Origin of the sequence: Bacillus sp. PS95 (assembly GCF_037963565.1) — a bacterium.
GTDB lineage: Bacteria > Bacillota > Bacilli > Bacillales > Bacillaceae > Bacillus > Bacillus subtilis.
Window position 1 is genome coordinate 1,667,034 of record NZ_CP150160.1, and the last position, 16,731, is coordinate 1,683,764.

Below are 16,731 nucleotides of genomic sequence, written 5' to 3' on the forward strand. Positions count from 1 at the left end.
GGGGAGTGGACGAGCGGAATGAAGTTTCATGAAATGGGACAAACAGATTTACTAGAGGCAACCAATACGTCCATGAAACAAGGATTAACAGAAAAAGAGGTAAAAAAACGCCTTGACAAGCATGGACCAAACGAGCTGCAAGAAGGGAAAAAAACTTCAGCGCTTCTCTTGTTTTTCGCGCAGTTCAAAGATTTTATGGTGCTTGTGCTTCTGGCGGCAACGTTAATCTCAGGATTTCTTGGTGAATATGTAGATGCGGTTGCGATTATTGCGATTGTGTTTGTGAATGGCATACTTGGTTTCTTTCAAGAAAGGCGTGCTGAGCAATCTCTTCAGGCTTTAAAAGAGCTTTCAACACCGCACGTCATGGCACTCAGGGAAGGAAGCTGGACAAAGATTCCTTCTAAGGAACTTGTGCCGGGTGATATTGTGAAATTTACGAGCGGAGACAGGATTGGCGCAGACGTTCGAATTGTTGAAGCGAGAAGCCTTGAAATAGAAGAATCAGCGCTGACCGGGGAATCAATCCCGGTTGTGAAGCATGCTGATAAATTGAAAAAACCGGATGTTTCACTTGGCGATATTACCAATATGGCATTTATGGGTACGATTGTGACCCGCGGCAGCGGTGTCGGGGTTGTCGTCGGGACAGGAATGAATACGGCTATGGGGAAAATTGCCGACATGCTTGAATCGGCAGGGACATTGTCAACCCCGCTGCAAAGAAGACTGGAGCAGCTCGGGAAGATTTTGATTGTTGTTGCATTGCTTCTGACCGTACTTGTCGTTGCTGTCGGTGTTATTCAGGGTCATGATCTGTACAGTATGTTTTTAGCAGGTGTCTCGTTAGCGGTAGCCGCTATTCCGGAGGGGCTGCCGGCGATTGTGACAGTGGCGCTTTCGCTTGGTGTACAGAGGATGATTAAACAAAAATCCATTGTTAGAAAGCTTCCTGCTGTTGAAACGCTTGGGTGTGCGTCTATCATTTGTTCAGATAAAACAGGGACAATGACCCAAAACAAAATGACGGTGACACATGTCTGGTCCGGGGGGAAAACATGGAGAGTGGCAGGGGCCGGCTATGAACCGAAAGGAAGCTTCACACTAAACGAAAAAGAGATCAGTGTCAATGAACATAAGCCGCTTCAGCAGATGCTTCTGTTCGGAGCGCTTTGTAACAACTCCAATATCGAGAAAAGAGACGGCGAATATGTGCTTGACGGAGATCCGACAGAGGGAGCGTTGCTCACCGCGGCAAGAAAAGGCGGTTTTTCAAAGGAGTTTGTTGAATCAAACTACCGGGTGGTCGAAGAATTTCCGTTTGATTCTGCACGGAAAATGATGACTGTCATCGTAGAGGATCAAGACAGAAAGCGCTATATCATTACAAAAGGTGCACCGGATGTACTGATGCAGCGATCTTCCCGTATTTATTATGATGGCTCAGCGGCTCTTTTTTCAAATGAAAGAAAAGCAGAAACAGAGTCGGTATTAAGACATTTGGCATCACAGGCGCTCAGAACGATAGCGGTCGCCTACAGGCCGATAAAAGCAGGCGAAACACCGTCAATGGAGCAGGCGGAAAAAGATCTGACCATGCTTGGCCTTTCAGGTATCATTGATCCCCCGCGGCCGGAAGTCAGACAGGCGATAAAAGAATGCCGTGAAGCAGGAATTAAGACCGTTATGATTACAGGTGATCATGTAGAAACCGCTAAAGCGATAGCGAAAGACTTGCGCCTCCTTCCGAAAAGCGGCAAAATCATGGACGGCAAGATGCTGAATGAACTTTCTGAAGAAGAGCTTTCTCATGTGGTGGAGGATGTGTATGTATTTGCCCGCGTTTCCCCTGAACATAAACTAAAAATCGTAAAAGCCTATCAGGAGAACGGGCATATTGTGGCGATGACGGGAGACGGCGTCAATGATGCTCCTGCCATTAAACAAGCTGATATCGGCGTCTCTATGGGCATTACCGGGACAGATGTGGCCAAAGAAGCATCATCTCTTGTTCTCGTGGATGATAATTTTGCGACGATTAAATCGGCGATAAAAGAAGGCAGGAACATCTACGAAAATATCAGGAAGTTTATCAGATACCTGCTGGCGTCTAACGTCGGAGAAATCCTTGTCATGCTGTTTGCGATGCTGCTCGCCCTTCCTTTACCACTCGTTCCGATTCAGATTTTGTGGGTCAACTTGGTGACGGACGGATTGCCGGCAATGGCGCTCGGCATGGATCAGCCGGAAGGAGACGTCATGAAGCGCAAGCCCCGTCATCCGAAAGAAGGGGTATTTGCCCGCAAGCTAGGATGGAAGGTCGTTTCCAGAGGATTTTTAATCGGAGTTGCCACTATTTTAGCGTTTATCATTGTGTACCACCGCAATCCGGAAAACTTAGCTTATGCCCAGACGATCGCGTTTGCCACATTGGTGCTCGCTCAGCTTATTCACGTGTTTGACTGCCGCAGCGAAACTTCTGTTTTCTCTAGAAATCCGTTTCAAAACCTGTATTTAATCGGCGCGGTATTGTCATCCATTTTGCTGATGCTTGTAGTAATCTACTATCCGCCGCTTCAGCCGATTTTCCATACTGTAGCCATCACGCCGGGGGACTGGATGCTCGTCATCGGTATGTCCGCCATCCCTACTTTTTTGCTGGCGGGGTCACTTTTAACAAGAAAAAAATAAATTCATATGATATAATCTTAGGGGTAATAGCGTGTCTATTGCCCTTTTATTATGAGAACAGGGAAGAATTGGGTGTTTTAAAATGATACGAAGTATGACAGGCTTCGGCAGTGCAAGCAAAACACAAGACGATCTCTCTGTAAGCGTTGAACTTAAATCTGTGAACTACAGATTTAAAGAAGTGAACGCTCGTTTGCCAAGGCCTTTGCTATATTTTGAAGATAAGCTGAAACAGACCATTCTGCAGCATATTCAGCGCGGAAGAATTGAGCTTTTCGTATCCGTTGACAGCGATATGCTTGTTGAGAAAAGGCTTGAAATTGATTGGCCGCTGCTCGATGAGTTTGTCGCAGCCGCGAGAGATATGAAAAAGCGGTATCAATTGTCTGCAGAGCCCGATGTAATGGATTTCTTTAAGCTTGATCATGTCGTCCAGGTTCATGAAGAACAGACGCAAAATGACAAGCTGGAGGCGTTGATCATCGATGCTGCAGAAGAAGCGGTAAAAGGTCTCTGTGAAATGCGTGAAAAAGAGGGGCTGCTCTTAGCGAAAGACTGCCTGATGCATATTGATCAGCTTGAAGAGCTGGTGAGAGAAACTGAATTGCTGGCTGCAGATGTCGTATCTCGTTACCGGGAACGGCTGTACGCCAGAATCAAAGAATGGACTGAAGACGTATTAGACGAGAGCCGGCTTGTAACAGAATGCGCTATTTTTGCAGACCGCTCTGATATCACTGAAGAGATTACAAGGCTGAAGAGCCACTTCGCCCAGTTTCGTGATATATTAGCTAGTGGCGGAGCTGTCGGGCGCAAACTCGACTTTCTTGTTCAGGAGCTCAATCGGGAAGCAAATACGATTGGCTCAAAAGCAAATGATCATCAGATCACAAAGCTTGTCGTTGAAATGAAAAGTTCTATTGAAAAAATAAAAGAACAAGTGCAAAATATAGAATAGTGACTGTGCGTATTGTTTACAGACGGTCTTACTAGGCTAAACTAGAGACGTCTATTTTACAGGGGGAACGTAGAAGATGACGATTAAACTGATTAATATCGGATTTGGCAATATCATCTCCGCCAATCGGATGATTTCGATTGTCAGCCCGGAGTCTGCGCCAATCAAACGGATGATTCAGGATGCAAGAGACCGCGGAATGCTAATTGACGCTACATACGGACGAAGAACCCGTGCAGTTGTCGTCATGGATAGTGATCACATTATCTTATCTGCCGTCCAGCCTGAGACAGTTGCACACAGACTTTCTGTTAAAGAAGAAATTATGGATGAAGGGCAGGGGTAATTGCCGCATGAAAGAAAGAGGGTTATTAATCGTTCTCTCAGGTCCCTCAGGAGTTGGTAAAGGAACGGTTCGACAAGCGATCTTTTCGCAGGAAGACACAAAATTTGAATATTCGATTTCAGTAACCACAAGAAGTCCAAGAGAGGGCGAAGTGAACGGAGTCGATTATTTTTTCAAAACAAGAGACGAATTCGAGCAAATGATTGCGGACAACAAGCTGCTTGAATGGGCAGAGTATGTCGGCAATTATTACGGCACGCCAGTCGATTATGTTGAACAGACGCTTCAAGATGGAAAAGACGTCTTTTTAGAAATTGAAGTTCAAGGGGCTCTTCAAGTGAGAAATGCTTTCCCGGAAGGCCTATTTATTTTCCTTGCGCCTCCAAGCCTTTCTGAACTGAAAAACAGAATCGTGACACGAGGCACAGAAACAGACGCTCTGATTGAAAATCGAATGAAAGCCGCAAAAGCTGAGATAGAAATGATGGATGCTTATGACTATGTCGTTGAAAACGATAATGTCGAAACGGCTTGCGATAAAATCAAAGCAATCGTTCTTGCTGAACATTTGAAGCGTGAACGCGTTGCACCAAGATATAAGAAAATGCTGGAGGTTGAATAATCAATGTTAGATCCGTCAATTGATTCTTTAATGAATAAATTAGATTCAAAATATACGCTGGTGACTGTTTCTGCGAGACGCGCACGTGAAATGCAAATCAAAAAAGACCAAATGATTGAACATACGATTTCACACAAATATGTAGGCAAAGCTTTAGAAGAAATTGATGCAGGCCTGCTTTCGTTTGAAAAGGAAGACCGCGAATAGTAGCACAAGTAGCAACCTATATCACATGTAGGTTGTTATTTTTTTCCGTGCGGTTTTGTAAAGTGCAGAGGGGGAGAATTCATTGCTAAACAATCGAAATGTGTTACTTTGCGTGAGCGGAGGCATCGCTGTTTATAAAGCCTGTGCGTTAACGAGCAAGCTGGTTCAGGCAGGAGCAAATGTCAAAGTGATTATGACTGAATCCGCTTGCCGATTCGTTTCACCGCTGACATTTCAGGCATTGAGCCGCCACGAAGTCTATACAGATACATTTAAAGAACAAAATCCAAGCGTCATTTCTCATATTGATGCCGCTGACTGGGCCGACTTGATTATCGTAGCGCCGGCTACGGCTAATGTGATTGGAAAACTGGCAAACGGCATCGCTGATGATATGCTGACGACAACATTGTTGGCAGCAACGGCTCCCGTTTGGATTGCGCCGGCGATGAACGTTCATATGTATGACCACCCGGCAGTCAAACGAAACATTTCTGTTCTTTATCAGGACGGTTATCGTTTTATTGAGCCAAGTGAGGGCTATTTAGCATGCGGTTACGTAGGAAAAGGCAGATTGGAAGAGCCGGAAAACATCGTAAAGCTGGCCGAAAAACATTTTGCTGAAGAAACATCCGCTCCTTTAGAAGGCAAGCATGTGGTCATTACAGCCGGTCCAACGCGGGAAGCGATTGATCCTGTCCGGTTTTTTACCAATAAATCGACGGGCAAAATGGGCTACGCACTAGCGGAGGCTGCTGTTCAGCTCGGCGCACGGGTAACCTTAATTTCTGGGCCTGTTTCACTTGATCAGCCTAAAGGCCTTGCTGAGTTTATCCCTGTTCAATCGGCTGCGGATATGCGCGAAGCTGTACTCTCTGTGTATGACGCAAGCGATATAGTCATTAAAACAGCTGCGGTAGCCGATTTTACGCCGAAAACAGTATTTGACCATAAAATGAAAAAACAAGACGGCGGCATGACCTTAGAACTGAAAAGAACAGTCGATATTTTGAAAGAATTGGGCGAGAAAAAGAAAGAGCAGATTTTGGTCGGATTTGCCGCCGAAACACAAGACATTGAACACTATGCACGTAAAAAGCTCGCCGCTAAAAACCTTGATTTGATTGTGGCAAATGATGTGAAAGCAAATGGGGCCGGTTTTGGTGCTGATACGAATATCGTGACAATCTTTTTCAAAGACGGGCATAAACGCGAACTCCCGATTATGTCTAAGCTCGATGTTTCTTTTGAAATCCTTCAGGAGATCGCAGCCCTCTCAAAACAAACCGGAGAGCGCTCATGAATTTTGCAGAAGTCATCGTTGATGTCAGCACCAAAAATATAGACAGGCCTTTTGATTATAAAATCCCAGACCATCTGAAGGGCATGATCAAAACGGGGATGCGGGTCATTGTTCCGTTTGGCCCCCGTAAGATTCAAGGGTTTGTGACAGCAGTCAAAGAAGCATCTGACCTATCGGGAAAATCTGTCAAGGAAGTAGAGGATTTATTAGATCTTACACCTGTTCTGACAGAGGAGCTTATGGATCTGTCATCATGGCTGTCAGACAAAACGCTGTCTTTTAAAATAACGGCGCTTCAAGCAATGCTGCCTGCCGCCTTAAAGGCGAAATATGAAAAAGAATTAAAAATTGCACACGGCGCCGATCTTCCGCCGCAAGTGGAACGGCTGTTTTCTGAAACAAAGACGCTGCTGTATTCAGATATACCCGATCATGATACGCTGAAACTGATTCAAAGGCATGTTCAAAAAGGGGCCATTGACGTGGCGTATAAAGTCGCGCAAAAAACCAATAAAAAAATGGTCAGGCATATTCAGGCAAATGCGAGTAAAGAAGAGCTTGCTAAGCAGGCTGAGGGATTGTCCCGCCAAGCAGCAAAACAGCAGGCGATTCTTCACTTTCTCATCTCTGAGCCGGAAGGTGTGAAAATTCCTGCGGCGGAATTGTGCAAAAAAACGGATACGAGCTCTGCAACCATTAAAACCCTTATCCAAAAAGGGCTTTTGAAGGAAAGCTATGAAGAGGTTTACAGAGATCCCTATCAGGACAAAATGTTCAAAAAAACAGAGCCCCTGCCGCTGACAGACGAACAGAGGGCTGCCTTCGAGCCCATACGCGAGACATTGGACAGCGATGAGCATAAAGTGTTCCTCCTTCACGGCGTGACAGGAAGCGGAAAAACGGAAATTTATCTGCAATCAATTGAAAAAGTACTGGCGAAAGGAAAAGAAGCCATCGTCCTCGTACCGGAAATATCGCTGACGCCGCAAATGGTCAACCGCTTCAAGGGCCGCTTCGGCTCCCAGGTGGCAGTCATGCACAGCGGTTTATCCACAGGAGAAAAATATGACGAGTGGCGTAAAATCCACCGGAAGGAAGTACGGCTTGTCGTCGGTGCCAGATCCGCGATTTTTGCTCCGTTTGAAAATCTCGGAATGATAATCATCGATGAAGAGCACGAGTCTTCCTATAAACAGGAAGAAATGCCGCGCTATCATGCGAAAGAGGTGGCAATCAAGCGGGCTGAGCATCACAGCTGCCCGGTTGTATTAGGGAGTGCTACGCCGACATTAGAGTCATATGCAAGAGCGCAAAAGGGCGTATACGAGCTTCTTTCACTGAAGCACCGTGTTAACCACCGGGTGATGCCTGAGGTTTCGCTTGTCGATATGAGAGAGGAGCTTAGAAACGGCAATCGTTCGATGTTTTCAGTTGAATTGATGGAAAAGCTTGAAGAAACGATTGCCAAGGGTGAGCAGGCGGTGCTGTTTTTAAATAAGAGGGGCTATTCTTCCTTTGTGATGTGCAGGGATTGCGGCTATGTCCCGCAATGCCCGCACTGCGACATTTCCATGACGTATCATCGTTACGGCCAAAGGCTGAAATGCCATTATTGCGGACATGAAGAGCCTGTTCCGCACACTTGTCCTGAATGCGCAAGCGAGCATATCCGCTTTTTCGGAACGGGAACACAGCGAGTGGAGGAAGAGCTGACAAAAGTGCTGCCAAGTGCGAGAGTGATTCGGATGGATGTTGACACGACATCACGGAAAGGCGCCCATGAAAAATTACTGTCAGCTTTCGGAGAAGGAAAAGCGGATATTCTTCTCGGAACGCAAATGATCGCGAAAGGGCTTGATTTTCCGAATGTCACGCTTGTCGGAGTGTTAAGTGCTGATACAACACTTCATATTCCTGATTTCAGATCGGCTGAAAAAACATTTCAGCTGTTAACGCAAGTCAGCGGCCGGGCAGGCAGGCATGAAAAGCCCGGCCATGTCATCATTCAAACGTATACACCGTCTCATTACAGTATCCAGCTGACGAAAACACACGATTATGAAACGTTCTATCAGCATGAAATGGCGCACAGGAGAGAGCAATCCTATCCGCCATACTACTATTTGGCTCTTGTGACTGTTTCTCATGAGGAAGTGGCGAAAGCAGCGGTTACAGCTGAAAAAATCGCTCATTTTTTGAAAGCAAACTGCGGAGATGACACGAAAATTCTCGGACCAAGCGCGTCGCCGATAGCCAGGATCAAAGATAGATATCGCTATCAATGCGTGATAAAATACAAACAGGAAAACCAGTTATCCGCTTTATTGAAGAAGATACTGGAACATTATAAACGCGAAATTGAACAAAAACATGTAATGATTTCAATTGATATGAATCCTTATATGATGATGTAAGATCTCACGTCTTGGAGGGTAACAAATTGGCAGTAAAAAAGGTCGTCACACATCCTGCGGAGGTTTTGGAAACACCTGCGGAAACCGTGACTGTTTTTGATAAAAAGCTAAAAAAACTGCTTGATGATATGTACGACACCATGCTTGAAATGGATGGTGTCGGACTGGCAGCGCCGCAAATCGGCATTTTAAAAAGAGCGGCCGTTGTAGACATCGGGGATGACAGAGGGAGAATTGATCTCGTTAATCCTGAAATTTTAGAAAAAAGCGGCGAGCAAACCGGAATTGAAGGATGCTTGAGCTTTCCTGGCGTCTATGGTGATGTCACACGTGCCGATTATGTCAAAGTGCGTGCGTTTAACCGTCAGGGAAAACCGTTCATTCTGGAAGCGCGAGGCTTTTTAGCAAGAGCCGTGCAGCATGAAATGGACCACTTAGACGGTGTGTTGTTTACATCTAAAATAAGTAAATACTATACAGAAGATGAACTAGCGGATATGGAAGGATGATTTGATGACGAGAATCGTATTTATGGGAACGCCAGATTTTTCAGTTCCTGTTTTAAGAACCCTGATTGAGGACGGATATGAAGTAGTGGGGGTCGTCACACAGCCGGACCGTCCGAAGGGCAGAAAAAAAGTCATGACACCTCCTCCGGTCAAGGAAGAGGCATTGCGTCACGGCATCCCGGTTCTTCAGCCGGAAAAAGTCAGATTGACAGAAGAAATTGAGAAAGTGCTTGCATTAAAGCCTGACCTGATTGTAACGGCGGCATTCGGACAAATTTTGCCTAAAGAGCTTCTCGACAGTCCAAAATACGGCTGCATTAACGTTCACGCTTCCCTTTTGCCGGAACTGCGCGGCGGTGCTCCGATCCATTATTCCATTCTGCAGGGAAAGAAAAAAACCGGGGTTACCATTATGTATATGGTAGAAAAATTGGATGCCGGGGACATGATCTCAAAAGTGGAAGTGGACATTGAAGAAACCGACAATGTCGGAACACTGCACGATAAATTAAGCGTTGCTGGCGCGAAGCTATTGTCTGAAACGGTTCCAAACGTTATTGCCGGCAGCATTTCACCTGAAAAGCAGGATGAAGAGAAAGCGACATACGCGCCTAACATTAAAAGAGAGCAAGAGCTGCTCGACTGGTCCAGAACGGGCGAAGAGCTTTACAACCAGGTCCGCGGCTTAAATCCTTGGCCTGTTGCCTATACGACGCTTAATGGACAAAACTTGAAAGTGTGGGAATCGAAAAAAACACCCGCACCAACCAAAGCTGAGCCAGGCACAGTCGTTGCGGTTGAAAAGGAAGGGATTATCGTTGCCACAGGTAACGATACGGCTCTGTTATTAACCGAACTCCAGCCGGCAGGCAAAAAACGAATGAAAGGCGAAGACTTTGTGCGAGGCGCTCATGTTGAAGCCGGTGATGTGTTAGGAGTAAACAATGAAAAAAACTAGTGTTCGTGACATCGCCCTTGAGGCGCTGATCAAATTAGAACAAAACCAGGCATACAGCAACCTGCTGCTGAAATCGGTCATTAAATCAAATGAACTGAGTGATCAGGACAGAGGGCTTTTGACTGAACTTGTCTATGGTACATTACAAAATAAGATCGCGCTTGATTATATGCTTAAACCGTTTATCAATAAGCCTCAAAAGGTAAAGCCGTGGGTGATTCAGCTTCTTCGCCTATCCTTATATCAAATGGAGTATTTAGAGAAGATTCCAGACAGGGCAGCCATCCATGAAGCGGTTGAGATTGCTAAAATCCGCGGACATAAAGGCATTGCTTCATTTGTCAACGGCGTGCTCCGTTCTATTCAGCGCGAAGGTGTTCCATCCTTTGACGCGATCGAAGATCCTGTACGCCGGCTGGCGACAGAAACAAGCCATCCGGAATGGCTTGTGAAAGAGTGGGCGGACGCGTATGGATTTGAAGCTGCGGAGAAGATTTGCCGCATCCATCTCATTCCGCCGAAGCAGACGCTGCGTGTCAATCAAATGAAAGCAGACAGAGCTAAGCTGCTTGACCAAATGGCTGCTGAGGGAATCGAAGTTGAAAAAGGCGACCTCGCTGAAGATGCTGTGAAGCTCTTAAAGGGAACAATTGCTGGAACTCATTTCTTCCAAAACGGTGAAGTTTCCATCCAGGATGAGAGCTCCATGCTCGTCGCCCGCGCCCTTGATCCTAAGCCTGATGAAACAGTGCTTGACGCGTGTGCGGCGCCTGGCGGAAAGTCGGCTCATATCGCAGAATTAATGAAGAACAAGGGGAGCGTTACGTCGCTTGATCTTCACAAACATAAAGTGAAGCTGATCAAAGAAGCGGCAGACCGGCTTGGCCTGACAATCATTCATGCGGAAACAATGGATGCTAGAAAAGCGGGGGAAACGTTTGAAAACGAACAGTTTGACCGAATATTGGTCGATGCCCCGTGCTCAGGTTTCGGTGTTATCAGAAGAAAGCCGGACATGAAATACACGAAAAAGCCTGACGACAGCGCCCGTCTAGCTGAAATCCAGCTGTCGATCTTGAGGGAAATCGCACCATTAGTAAAAAAAGGTGGCACTCTTGTCTACAGTACGTGTACAATGGACCGGACAGAAAATGATGAAGTAATACATGCGTTTATACAAGAACATCCTGATTTTGAACCCGATTTGTCTCTTGAAAAGCGGCTGCCTGAAAAGGTGAGACCCTTTGTTCGGGATGGAAGGCTTCAAATCCTTCCTCATTATTTCGGAACAGATGGTTTCTTTATTTGCAGCATGAGAAAGAAGGGATAAGCAATGGCAGAACTTAATAAAACAAAAGTAAGAAAAGAATTGCGGACAGATCGTCCGTCGATTTATTCTTTTGAATTAGATGAAATTAAACAATGGCTGACAGACAACGGAGAGAAACCGTTCCGTGCGGCTCAGATCTTTGAATGGCTATATGAAAAACGCGTATCTTCTTTTGAAGAAATGACAAACCTCTCAAAGGATCTGCGTGAGAAATTAAACACTCACTTTGTGTTAACAACGCTGAAAACGGCTGTTAAACAAACTTCTCAAGACGGTACGATGAAGTTTTTGTTTGAGCTTCATGACGGTTATACCATCGAAACCGTTTTAATGAGACACGAGTATGGCAATTCTGTATGTGTAACGACACAAGTCGGCTGCCGTATTGGCTGCACATTCTGCGCGTCAACGCTTGGAGGCTTAAAACGAAACCTTGAAGCAGGGGAAATTGTCGCTCAAGTAGTCAAAGTGCAAAAAGCTCTTGATGAAACGGATGAACGCGTCAGCTCTGTCGTGATCATGGGAATCGGCGAACCTTTTGATAACTTTAACGAAATGCTCGCTTTCTTGAAAATCATTAACCATGACAAGGGCCTGAATATCGGTGCTCGCCATATTACGGTCTCTACGAGTGGAATCATCCCGAAAATTTACGAATTTGCTGATCAGCAAATGCAGATTAACTTTGCAATTTCTCTGCACGCGCCGAACACAGAAATTAGAAGCCGTTTGATGCCGATTAACAGAGCATATAAACTGCCTGATCTAATGGAAGCCGTTAAATATTATATTAATAAAACGGGACGCCGCATCAGCTTTGAATACGGGCTGTTCGGAGGCGTAAACGACCAGGTGGAACACGCCGAAGAGCTTGCCGACTTGCTGGATGGAGTCAAATGCCACGTGAACTTGATTCCGGTAAACTACGTGCCTGAACGGGACTATGTGCGCACACCGCGTGATCAGATTTTTGCTTTTGAAAAAACGCTGAAATCCCGCGGAGTAAATGTCACAATCCGAAGAGAGCAAGGACATGACATTGACGCAGCCTGCGGTCAGCTTCGCGCGAAGGAGCGTCAAGACGAGACGAGGTGATGAGGGTTGTTAACAGCCTTAAAAACAGATACAGGAAAAATCCGCCAGCATAATGAAGATGATGCGGGGATATTCAAGGGGAAAGATGAATTTATATTAGCGGTTGTCGCTGATGGCATGGGCGGCCATCTTGCTGGAGATGTTGCGAGCAAGATGGCTGTGAAAGCCATGGGGGAGAAATGGAATGAAGCAGAGACGATTCCAACTGCGCCCTCGGAATGTGAAAAATGGCTCATTGAACAGATTCTTTCGGTAAACAGCAAAATATACGATCACGCTCAAGCCCACGAAGAATGCCAAGGCATGGGGACGACGATTGTATGTGCACTTTTTACGGGGAAAACGGTTTCTGTTGCCCATATCGGAGACAGCAGATGCTATTTGCTTCAGGACGATGATTTCGTTCAAGTGACAGAAGACCATTCGCTTGTAAATGAACTGGTTCGCACTGGAGAGATTTCCAGAGAAGACGCTGAACATCATCCGCGAAAAAATGTGTTGACGAAGGCGCTTGGAACAGACCAGTCAGTCAGCATTGACACCCGTTCCTTTGATATAGAACCCGGAGACAAACTGCTTCTATGTTCTGACGGACTGACGAATAAAGTGGAAGGCACTGAGTTAAAAGACATCCTGCAAAGCGATTCAGCTCCTCAGGAAAAAGTAAACCTGCTTGTGGACAAAGCCAATCAGAATGGCGGAGAAGACAACATTACAGCAGTTTTGCTTGAGCTTGCTTTACAAGTTGAAGAGGGTGAAGATCAGTGCTAATCGGCAAGCGGATCAGCGGGCGTTACCAAATTCTCCGTGTTATAGGCGGCGGGGGAATGGCCAACGTGTATTTAGCTGAGGATATCATTCTAGACCGTGAAGTCGCAATTAAAATCCTGCGGTTTGACTATGCAAATGACAATGAATTTATCAGACGTTTCCGCAGAGAAGCCCAATCCGCATCAAGCCTCGATCACCCGAATATTGTCAGCATTTACGATTTGGGCGAGGAAGATGATATTTATTATATTGTCATGGAATACGTTGAAGGCATGACGCTTAAAGAATACATAACAGCAAATGGGCCGCTTCACCCTAAAGAAGCGCTGAACATCATGGAGCAAATTGTCTCAGCCATCGCTCATGCCCATCAAAACCAGATTGTTCACAGAGACATCAAGCCGCATAACATTTTGATTGATCATATGGGAAATATCAAAGTAACGGATTTTGGAATTGCGACGGCACTAAGTTCGACCACAATCACCCATACCAATTCAGTTCTGGGCTCGGTCCATTACTTATCACCTGAACAGGCCCGGGGCGGCTTAGCCACAAAGAAATCAGATATTTATGCGCTTGGAATCGTTCTATTTGAGCTTTTAACCGGCCGTATTCCGTTTGATGGAGAGTCAGCAGTCAGCATCGCCTTGAAGCATCTTCAAGCGGAAACTCCTTCGGCAAAAAGGTGGAATCCATCGGTCCCCCAAAGCGTTGAAAACATCATACTCAAGGCAACTGCCAAAGATCCGTTTCATCGCTATGAAACGGCTGAAGACATGGAAGCAGACATAAAAACAGCTTTTGATGCCGACAGACTCAATGAAAAGAGATTTACGATTCAAGAAGATGAAGAAATGACAAAAGCGATACCTATCATTAAAGATGAAGAACTCGCTAAAGCTGCTGGCGAAAAAGAAGCAGAAGTGACAACCGCACAAGAAAACAAAACAAAGAAGAACGGCAAAAGAAAAAAGTGGCCGTGGGTTTTGCTCACGATATGCCTCGTTTTTATCACAGCTGGAATTCTTGCTGTCACTGTTTTTCCGTCGCTTTTCATGCCTAAGGATGTCAAAATACCTGATGTCTCCGGAATGGAATACGAAAAAGCCGCAGGCCTCTTGGAAAAAGAAGGTTTACAGGTTGATTCCGAGGTGTTGGAAATCTCAGATGAAAAAATTGAAGAGGGCCTGATGGTAAAAACGGATCCTAAAGCGGATACCACAGTCAAAGAAGGTGCCACGGTCACCCTTTATAAGAGCACCGGAAAAGCAAAAACGGAGATCGGTGATGTGACAGGCCAAACGGTCGACCAAGCAAAAAAAGCGTTGAAGGACCAAGGGTTTAATCATGTAACAGTAAATGAAGTGAATGACGAGAAAAATGCGGGCACTGTCATTGACCAAAATCCTTCAGCAGGGACTGAGCTGGTCCCGAGTGAAGATCAAGTCAAACTTACAGTCAGTATCGGACCCGAAGACATTACGCTTAGAGACTTGAAAACCTACAGTAAAGAAGCAGCGTCTGGATATCTGGAAGACAACGGATTGAAGCTTGTAGAAAAAGAAGCATACTCAGATGATGTTCCAGAAGGACAGGTTGTCAAACAAAAACCAGCAGCAGGTACGGCAGTAAAGCCGGGAAACGAAGTTGAAGTGACATTCTCTCTCGGACCAGAGAAAAAACCTGCGAAAACAGTGAAAGAAAAGGTCAAGATCCCCTACGAACCAGAAAATGAAGGGGACGAGCTTCAAGTGCAAATCGCGGTTGACGATGCGGATCACAGCATCTCTGACACTTACGAAGAATTTAAGATAAAAGAGCCGACTGAACGAACGATCGAACTAAAGATTGAACCCGGCCAAAAAGGGTACTATCAAGTAATGGTAAACAATAAAGTTGTCAGCTACAAAACCATTGAGTATCCGAAAGATGAATAACAAGGAGGGAAAATATGCCTGAGGGCAAAATTATTAAGGCGCTAAGCGGCTTTTACTATGTACTGGATGAATCAGAGGATTCAGATAAAGTAATACAATGCAGAGGAAGAGGCATTTTCAGAAAAAACAAAATTACCCCTCTTGTCGGTGATTACGTTGTGTACCAGGCTGAAAATGACAAAGAAGGATATCTAATGGAAATTAAAGAAAGAACCAACGAGCTTATCAGACCGCCAATTTGCAACGTTGATCAAGCGGTCCTTGTTTTCTCAGCGGTTCAGCCTTCTTTCAGCACGGCATTGCTCGACCGCTTCCTGGTTCTCGTTGAGGCCAATGATATTCAGCCGATTATATGCATTACTAAAATGGATCTGATTGAAGATCAAGATACAGAAGATACGATACAAGCCTATGCAGAGGACTATCGGAATATTGGTTATGACGTATACCTTACCTCCTCTAAGGACCAAGACAGTTTAGCGGACATCATCCCGCATTTTCAGGATAAAACAACGGTATTTGCCGGTCAGTCCGGTGTTGGGAAATCCTCGCTTCTCAACGCGATCAGTCCGGAGCTTGGATTAAGAACAAACGAGATTTCTGAGCATTTGGGCCGCGGGAAACACACAACCCGCCACGTGGAGCTGATTCATACGTCCGGAGGTTTGGTTGCAGATACACCGGGATTCAGCTCGCTTGAATTTACAGACATTGAGGAAGAAGAGCTGGGCTATACCTTCCCTGATATCAGAGAAAAAAGCTCTTCATGCAAATTTAGAGGCTGTTTACATCTGAAAGAGCCGAAATGCGCGGTGAAACAAGCTGTTGAAGACGGAGAATTAAAGCAGTATCGCTATGACCATTATGTTGAATTTATGACGGAGATTAAAGACAGAAAGCCGAGGTATTAGCATAATGATAAAGGTTGCACCATCTATTCTTTCCGCTGATTTTGCCGCTTTAGGCAATGAGATTAAAGATGTAGAAAAAGGCGGAGCCGATTGTATTCATATTGATGTTATGGACGGCCATTTTGTCCCGAATATCACAATCGGTCCGCTGATTGTAGAAGCAGTCCGTCCGGTAACGGATCTGCCGCTTGATGTCCATTTAATGATAGAAGAGCCGGATCGTTATATCCCGGCTTTTGCGAAAGCAGGCGCAGATATCCTGTCTGTGCATGCTGAGGCATGTCCGCACCTGCACCGTACCATCCAGCTCATTAAAGAGCAAGGAGTGAAGGCCGGAGTAGTTCTAAACCCGCATACTCCTGTTCAAGTCATCGAGCATGTTTTCGACGATCTTGATCTTGTTCTTTTAATGACGGTGAACCCGGGCTTCGGCGGGCAGAAATTTATTCATTCAGTCCTTCCTAAAATAAAAGAGGTTAAGCGAATGGCGGATGATAAAGGAAAAAAAGATCTGTTCATTGAAGTAGACGGCGGCGTCAACAAAGAAACCGCTCCGCTCGTCATTGAAGCGGGCGCAAATTTACTCGTTGCCGGTTCAGCTGTTTATGGCCAGTCTGACCGCAAAAAAGCAATTTCTGAAATCAGAGGAAGTAAATAAGCAGCTTTAGAAAAGAGC

At 45.5% G+C, this 16,731-nt stretch carries 15 protein-coding genes; all 15 read left to right on the forward strand.

Features of this window, described 5'->3' with window-relative positions:
* Positions 1 to 18 precede the first annotated feature (18 nt).
* The 15 genes from NSQ12_RS08725 to rpe all read left to right on the forward strand — a co-directional run bounded on the left by NSQ12_RS08725 (position 19) and on the right by rpe (position 16,713).
* Positions 19 to 2,691 carry a calcium-translocating P-type ATPase, SERCA-type gene (locus tag NSQ12_RS08725; protein WP_134981798.1) on the forward strand — a complete coding sequence of 891 codons (2,673 nt, stop codon included), beginning with the start codon at positions 19 to 21 and terminating at the stop codon, positions 2,689 to 2,691.
* Positions 2,692 to 2,773: 82 nt separating this feature from the next.
* Positions 2,774 to 3,649, forward strand: a complete 876-nt coding sequence (locus NSQ12_RS08730) for a YicC/YloC family endoribonuclease (RefSeq protein WP_009967215.1) — start codon at positions 2,774 to 2,776, stop codon at positions 3,647 to 3,649.
* Positions 3,650 to 3,725: 76 nt separating this feature from the next.
* Positions 3,726 to 3,995, forward strand: a complete 270-nt coding sequence (gene remA / locus NSQ12_RS08735) for an extracellular matrix/biofilm regulator RemA (RefSeq protein WP_003154355.1) — start codon at positions 3,726 to 3,728, stop codon at positions 3,993 to 3,995.
* A 7-nt stretch (positions 3,996 to 4,002) separates the two neighbouring features.
* Positions 4,003 to 4,617 (forward strand): guanylate kinase, encoded by a 615-nt coding sequence (gmk, locus tag NSQ12_RS08740; RefSeq protein WP_003232083.1) that lies wholly within the window; start codon positions 4,003 to 4,005, stop codon positions 4,615 to 4,617.
* 3 nt (positions 4,618 to 4,620) lie between these two features.
* Positions 4,621 to 4,824: a DNA-directed RNA polymerase subunit omega gene (rpoZ, locus tag NSQ12_RS08745; RefSeq protein WP_003221520.1), complete on the forward strand. Its 204-nt coding sequence runs from the start codon at positions 4,621 to 4,623 to the stop codon at positions 4,822 to 4,824.
* An 82-nt stretch (positions 4,825 to 4,906) separates the two neighbouring features.
* Positions 4,907 to 6,127: a bifunctional phosphopantothenoylcysteine decarboxylase/phosphopantothenate--cysteine ligase CoaBC gene (gene coaBC / locus NSQ12_RS08750; RefSeq protein WP_015252114.1), complete on the forward strand. Its 1,221-nt coding sequence runs from the start codon at positions 4,907 to 4,909 to the stop codon at positions 6,125 to 6,127.
* Entirely contained in the window at positions 6,124 to 8,541 is a 2,418-nt protein-coding gene (priA, locus tag NSQ12_RS08755; protein WP_339176487.1) for a primosomal protein N', read from the forward strand. The genes coaBC and priA overlap by 4 nt, the downstream gene beginning before the upstream one ends.
* Positions 8,542 to 8,567: 26 nt before the next feature.
* Positions 8,568 to 9,050 carry a peptide deformylase gene (gene def / locus NSQ12_RS08760; RefSeq protein WP_015383630.1) on the forward strand — a complete coding sequence of 161 codons (483 nt, stop codon included), beginning with the start codon at positions 8,568 to 8,570 and terminating at the stop codon, positions 9,048 to 9,050.
* A gap of 4 nt (positions 9,051 to 9,054) precedes the next feature.
* Complete coding sequence (fmt, locus tag NSQ12_RS08765) at positions 9,055 to 10,008, forward strand: methionyl-tRNA formyltransferase (protein ID WP_195727865.1); 954 nt, start codon at positions 9,055 to 9,057, stop codon at positions 10,006 to 10,008.
* Positions 9,995 to 11,338 carry a 16S rRNA (cytosine(967)-C(5))-methyltransferase RsmB gene (gene rsmB, locus NSQ12_RS08770; RefSeq protein WP_326145190.1) on the forward strand — a complete coding sequence of 448 codons (1,344 nt, stop codon included), beginning with the start codon at positions 9,995 to 9,997 and terminating at the stop codon, positions 11,336 to 11,338. The genes fmt and rsmB overlap by 14 nt, the downstream gene beginning before the upstream one ends.
* Before the next feature lie 3 nt (positions 11,339 to 11,341).
* The gene (gene rlmN, locus NSQ12_RS08775; protein WP_131227413.1) at positions 11,342 to 12,433 is read left to right on the forward strand and encodes a 23S rRNA (adenine(2503)-C(2))-methyltransferase RlmN; all 1,092 of its coding nucleotides are present in this window, start codon (positions 11,342 to 11,344) and stop codon (positions 12,431 to 12,433) included.
* A 6-nt stretch (positions 12,434 to 12,439) separates the two neighbouring features.
* Positions 12,440 to 13,204: a protein-serine/threonine phosphatase PrpC gene (gene prpC / locus NSQ12_RS08780; RefSeq protein ID WP_014479762.1), complete on the forward strand. Its 765-nt coding sequence runs from the start codon at positions 12,440 to 12,442 to the stop codon at positions 13,202 to 13,204.
* Entirely contained in the window at positions 13,198 to 15,144 is a 1,947-nt protein-coding gene (gene prkC / locus NSQ12_RS08785; protein WP_003232062.1) for a serine/threonine protein kinase PrkC, read from the forward strand. Before prpC ends, prkC begins: the two co-directional genes overlap by 7 nt.
* Before the next feature lie 14 nt (positions 15,145 to 15,158).
* Positions 15,159 to 16,055, forward strand: coding sequence for a ribosome small subunit-dependent GTPase A (rsgA, locus tag NSQ12_RS08790; protein WP_003232060.1), 897 nt, complete (start codon positions 15,159 to 15,161; stop codon positions 16,053 to 16,055).
* Positions 16,056 to 16,059: 4 nt separating this feature from the next.
* Positions 16,060 to 16,713, forward strand: a complete 654-nt coding sequence (gene rpe / locus NSQ12_RS08795; protein ID WP_256683434.1) for a ribulose-phosphate 3-epimerase — start codon at positions 16,060 to 16,062, stop codon at positions 16,711 to 16,713.
* Positions 16,714 to 16,731 lie beyond the last annotated feature (18 nt).